Below are 5494 nucleotides of genomic sequence, written 5' to 3'. Positions count from 1 at the left end.
AAAATACTCGCTGTATCAACGTTTTTAACTATTACAACAGCTAATGTAGTTACACCAGTAACAGCCTTTGCAAGTGAAATTGAACAAACTAACACTGGAGATATGTCTCTTTCAGCAAATGAAGAACAAATGAAAAAAGCTTTGCAAGATGCTGGGATGTTTGCAAAATCTATGAATGAATATTCTTATTTATTAATCAATAATCCAGATGTGAGTTTTGAAGGAATTACTATTAATGGGTATGCAGATTTGCCTATTAAAATTGTACAAGATCAAAAGAATGCAAGAGCACATGCTGTTACATGGGATACGCAAGTGAAAAAACAGCTGTTAGATACATTGACAGACATTATTGAATATGATACAAAATTTGATAATCATTATGGAACATTAGTAGAGGCGATTAATACAGGGAATGAAGATACTTTAAAAAAAGGAATTACAGATTTACGAGGTGAAATTCAACAAAACCAAGAGCATGCACAAAAATTAATACAAGAATTAACTAAGTTAAAAGACGATATTGGACAAGATGTTAGAGCATTTGGAAGCCATAAAGAGACATTGCAATCGATTTTAAAAAACCAAGGTGCTGATGTGGAGACTGACCAAAAGCGTTTAGATGAAGTTTTAGGACAAGTAAACTATTATAAAAAATTAGAATCTGATGGATTAACAATGGTAAAGATCCCTTTTATTCCCACGCTGATTTCTGGTGGTATAATGATAGGTACAGCAAGAGATAATTTAGGCCGATTAGAGCCTACATTAACAGAATTACGTAAGACTGTAGATTATAAAATAACATTAAATCGTGTAGTTGGAGTTGCGTTTCATAATATTAGTGATATGCATAGTACGATTGATAATGCTATCACTGCTCTTACTTATATGTCCACGCAATGGGATGATTTAGACTCTCAATATTCGAGTGTACTGGGACATATTGATAAAGCATCTCAAAAAGCTGATCAAAATAGATATAAATTCTTAAACCCTAACTTGAATTCAGCTAAAGACAGTTGGAAAACATTAAGAACAGATGTTGTCACATTACAAGAAGGGATGAAAATTGCAGAGAAAAAAGAACAGGATCTTATGAATCAGCTTCGTCCATCAAACGTTTTCTACTTTTATAAAAAAATTCATAACGCATACACATTTGAAATAAAGACTGGAACAAATGCACCAAATGCGTCTTATAAAGTTATGAATTTAACTAAAAACACTGTTCATAACATGTGGAGTGGAGGACCAAATACAAACATGTGGGCTGACTGGCTTTCGTTCAATCCAAAAGATGAATTTGCGGTGGTAGCAGTAGTGGATGGGAAAGAATACATTGTATATAAAGACAAAGTAGAAAATATAATGAACTGAACCCGGAAAGTTAGACAGAAAAATTAGGCAGCTATTGGGGGTACGGCTACGATTCCTTCTTTTTGGAGCCACTCACAAACGTAAAGCAAGAGAGGAGGTTATATGAGTTATCCTCCACTCTTGCTTAGATTAACCAGCTACTTCAATTGGAATCGGTGATACAGGTATATCAAATTCAATATCTGGAGGACGTCTATTAGAATCTAGTCGGTATTTTCCAAAGCGGTTCACATGGAATGTTACATAGGGACTCAGATCAGACAATACTTCCGCATCAATTTTATTTCCCTCCTGTATATATTCATGAAGAATCCGTGTAAGTTGAAATACATTATAAAAAATTAAGCAATTAGCGATTAGATGGTTATATTTAATGATTTTTCTTTGACGTTCCCGATTATTCTCTGCAATAATTCCTTCTCCACCAAAGAATAACCATTTCGCAAATCCATTAAAAGATTCACTTTTATTTGTAGCTGCTTGAATTGTACTTCTCAATTTTTCATTAGATAGGTAATTTAACAAAAATAAAGTGCGAATTGCACTACCTAACTCTCGAAAAGCTTGATATAACTTGTTCTTTTTACTATATGTATTTAACTTATTTAAAATCGTGGAAGGATGAATCCGTCCCATTTTAATTGACATCACTACACGTAACATATCTTTATAATGATTTTCAATCAAATTCCAATCAATTGAGTGTGAGAACAATCCATCAATATGTTGATAGGATAGAGTTTGATCAAAATATTAATTGAACGTGTATTTTGCAACAAATAAAAAGAATCCATTTTGAAAAAGATTAATCAAAACGAATTCCTACACAATACATCTAGAGTTATTATTTATAAAAAAGTTTGATTAGAACTCATGACACCATCATATAAAAGCGTTAAAAACTACTTCAATACATCATTGAATAAGCAGGCATTAAAATTTAGCTATCTAATATTTCAAGGTGCGCTACAATTAATTATTCGGACGTATTCTGCTGATTACATCGATCACACAAAATCTCTTTCGCATTTTTTACTAATACTTTATCTAATACCCCGACAGGCATTCTTGATTTAGTGGGTAAGTTCAACCGAACAATAAATTCTTCCCCTTCAACAATTTCTTTAAAACAAATATGGCAAACTAGTTTTGCTTCTTTAAAAAATGACACCAAATTTATCACCTTTCTCTATTCATCTTCTAAATCTTGTTCTTGCTTTACTCTTAATCTATATACATAATACAGCGGTATAAATCCACAAATAAATACAATAGCTCCTAATAATAGACCATCAATCCAGCTAAAGTTTGGTGTAATAGAAATAAGATATGCAACAGTCACTACAATAATAGTTAGTACTACCATACTAACAATAAGTGATTTCTTTGGATTTTTTATTTCCTTTTCATGTTCCACACTAACACTCATCGATAAATATGCAGATACAACAGATGTTAAAATAAATACCATCCAAAGTGGGTTTTCACGCATCCCATCAAGTCCACCTTGAAAGAACTCGTAACCAAGGATACATAAGATCCCGATTGTTTGGACAATATACGTAATTCTAATATTTTTCAAATTCCTTAAAATGAGTCTTTCATCTGTAATCTTCTTCATTCAAAATCCTCCTGATTTATCCAAAATATTTCGTCTAAGTTTGCATTTACGGCATAGCAAATTTGTAAACATAGCTTTAGTGACGGGTTATATTTCCCTTTTTCAATCAAGCTGACGGTTTGCCTTGTAATACCAACTGCATCAGCAAGCTGCTGTTGTGTTAAATCTGCTTTGACACGAGCAATTTTCACGTGATTTTTCATATAACACCCTCCACAGAATAATGTAACTTATATATTACCTTATGTAAAGTATAAGTTACATAAAACTAAAAAACAACTTCATATCATAAAATAGTAGCTGTTTGTAGCTTTGAAAAGTAACTTAAATCCTTAGAGATCTCTTCAAAAATAAGAAACAGTTTTTATCCAACTTTCATACAAATTATCAATTTTTTTAAATTACCAAACTTTATGCAAATGATACAAAAAGCCAATGCACATATGCGTATTAAAACAAAAGAAGGTCATAGGATACAAATTTATAAAGTTGATTTGTATAGAGGGATATCCCTGGAAATATAAGGTGTTAAAACCTCTAACCATTGACGTATATATATTACTAATGTAATATATATATTACAAAGGAAATAAATGTATTGGAGGCTTCTAATATGCTTACCAAAGTAAAGCGAATTCGACTTGAAAAGGGTATGACACAGGGGGAATTAGCAAAATTAACAAACGTAAGTAGACAGACAATCGGTCTAATAGAAAAAGGCGAATACAACCCATCTTTGAAATTATGTATTGAAATTTGTAAAAGTCTAGGTGTTACATTAAATGATTTATTTTGGGAGGAAGATTAATGTCTAAGTTATTAAAATTATATCTTTTCGGAAAAGGTACTTCTGTTGATGAACGAGAACAAAATACTGCCTTCGAAATAATGGCAAACGCCGGAATTCTAGCTCTTTTTATCTGTTTTGGAGCTATCCTATATGATTTGATTTTAAATAAAGAGGTTACATCACTTGGTATTTTAGCTTTAATTATTCTTTTAACGACATCACTTTATATAGTTATAATGATGAGAGTCAAAAAAATATACTTACGTTTTGCAAATAATAAAACATTGATACGAAAATCGATATTTTCAGGCTTTATTTTCTTTGTTTTATATACTTTATTAACACATTTATCTGGAGAATCAATTACCATGAGGGACCTTATTGGGAACAGTATAGGCGGCGTTTTTTTTGGCCTATGCATGAATGGATATAGTAAATATAATAGTAAAAAAGCGGAAGAAGATGAACTATAATATTAATTCAAAACACCCTTCATTAGTCATTAATGAAAGGTGTTTTTTTATATACATTATCTTTATTGATGTAGCGATTAATCTTATTGCATTATTTCTTTAATAATCGGTACCTGCATAATCAACTTTTATAATGCTTTCAGAATGAAAACGTGATGTCTTTTATGGTAACCAAGTTTATTTTTATCGTTGTGGGGAGCAATCAATTTCTTAAGTTGATGGCTATGTATGGTGACCCCTATAACAGCTATATCTATATTGAGAAATTTATTACAAAATTAGTTGTAAATGTTAAAAAATCGAAAGTAAACTTTTACCCATAAGTTTACTTTCATTTTTTTAATCTCGTTAGATTAATCCCAACTCCCTTGGTATCCTCAAAAATATAAATAAAAGTATACATTCAAAGAATTATAAATTAAGCCTTTATAATATAGATGCGCAAATTAAATTAATTTTATTATATAATTAATTTAATTTATTGTTATTTATCTTTACGACACTATAAATATGTCATTTGTTTGAACCTTACAATTTATAGTTTAAAAGAAAGGAGGTATATCTTTTTGAATAAGAATATACAAAGTGATGCAAAAACGGTAATTGGAATATCTATAGGAATGTGCTTGGGGACAACCTTCGGGTTGCTTATTAATAACCTTGCTCTGGGTATAATAATTGGCATTGCTATTGGATTTGGAATTTCTAAAATAAAACAAAAAAAATAGCTTTATTTATTCTATACAACAGCAGTAGAATAACCCCTTACCTTTGAAGTGGTAAGGGGTTATTCTTATAAATTTTAGTTACCATAATCCCACTTATCAGTAGTCCATGTATCTAAAAATCTCAAAAAGTCCCTTCAGATCTTCTGAAGAGACTTTTTATTCATAAAACCATTAACTTAAGAGATTTTTTCCAATTTGAATAATAATAAATGAACTGAATTAATAAAGTTATTACTGAAATTCCAGTTAAGGTTGCAAAAAAGTTAATCCCAAATCTGATAAATAAGTTACTATTAGAGTGATAACTACAAAAGGAATTGAGGCTAAAACATTATAAAAACGTTTTTTATAAAAAAGATGATCTTTTTTATTTATATAATTATTGACCATAAAAATCCTCCTCTTTCTTTTCTAAACTTCATGTATATTCACATTAATAGAACACCTAAATTTTACCACATCATAAGGTATTATTAACATAAATCCCAAAAAGGGGTAACAT

General features: G+C 30.3%; 7 protein-coding genes and 2 pseudogenes. 4 read left to right on the top strand and 5 right to left on the bottom strand.

Annotated elements, in window-relative coordinates:
- Window positions 1–1380: hemolysin BL regulatory component HblB (gene hblB, locus BPMYX0001_RS26965; protein WP_081449595.1), on the top strand; the 1380-nt coding region annotated here is incomplete at its 5' end.
- A gap of 129 nt (window positions 1381–1509) precedes the next feature.
- Here hblB and BPMYX0001_RS26960 read toward each other — a convergent pair.
- The 4 genes and pseudogenes from BPMYX0001_RS26960 to BPMYX0001_RS26945 all read right to left on the bottom strand — a co-directional run.
- Window positions 1510–2115, bottom strand: a pseudogene (locus tag BPMYX0001_RS26960) (Tn3 family transposase); the annotation flags it as partial.
- 241 nt (window positions 2116–2356) lie between these two features.
- A complete protein-coding gene (locus BPMYX0001_RS26955) occupies window positions 2357–2551 on the bottom strand; it encodes a hypothetical protein (protein ID WP_006097346.1) in 195 nt (64 codons plus the stop codon).
- Between the two features lie 18 nt (window positions 2552–2569).
- The gene (locus tag BPMYX0001_RS26950) at window positions 2570–3001 is read right to left on the bottom strand and encodes a hypothetical protein (RefSeq protein ID WP_033799451.1); all 432 of its coding nucleotides are present in this window, start codon (window positions 2999–3001) and stop codon (window positions 2570–2572) included.
- Window positions 2998–3204, bottom strand: a complete 207-nt coding sequence (locus tag BPMYX0001_RS26945; protein ID WP_006097344.1) for a helix-turn-helix transcriptional regulator — start codon at window positions 3202–3204, stop codon at window positions 2998–3000. Before BPMYX0001_RS26945 ends, BPMYX0001_RS26950 begins: the two co-directional genes overlap by 4 nt.
- 410 nt (window positions 3205–3614) lie before the next feature.
- Here BPMYX0001_RS26945 and BPMYX0001_RS26940 point away from each other — a divergent pair, with 410 nt between their 5' ends.
- The 3 genes from BPMYX0001_RS26940 to BPMYX0001_RS33430 all read left to right on the top strand — a co-directional run bounded on the left by BPMYX0001_RS26940 (window position 3615) and on the right by BPMYX0001_RS33430 (window position 4992).
- Window positions 3615–3809, top strand: a complete 195-nt coding sequence (locus tag BPMYX0001_RS26940; protein ID WP_000956453.1) for a helix-turn-helix transcriptional regulator — start codon at window positions 3615–3617, stop codon at window positions 3807–3809.
- Window positions 3809–4264, top strand: a complete 456-nt coding sequence (locus BPMYX0001_RS26935) for a hypothetical protein (RefSeq protein WP_006097343.1) — start codon at window positions 3809–3811, stop codon at window positions 4262–4264. Before BPMYX0001_RS26940 ends, BPMYX0001_RS26935 begins: the two co-directional genes overlap by 1 nt.
- Window positions 4265–4830: 566 nt before the next feature.
- Window positions 4831–4992, top strand: coding sequence for a glycine zipper domain-containing protein (locus BPMYX0001_RS33430; protein ID WP_006097342.1), 162 nt, complete (start codon window positions 4831–4833; stop codon window positions 4990–4992).
- A 160-nt stretch (window positions 4993–5152) separates the two neighbouring features.
- Here BPMYX0001_RS33430 and BPMYX0001_RS29800 read toward each other — a convergent pair.
- Window positions 5153–5382 (bottom strand): annotated as a pseudogene (locus tag BPMYX0001_RS29800) (hypothetical protein).
- Between the last annotated feature and the right edge of the window lie 112 nt (window positions 5383–5494).

The organism is Bacillus pseudomycoides DSM 12442, assembly GCF_000161455.1.
GTDB classification, from domain to species: Bacteria; Bacillota; Bacilli; order Bacillales; family Bacillaceae_G; genus Bacillus_A; species Bacillus_A pseudomycoides.
This window is presented reverse-complemented; position numbering and strand designations above follow the sequence as displayed.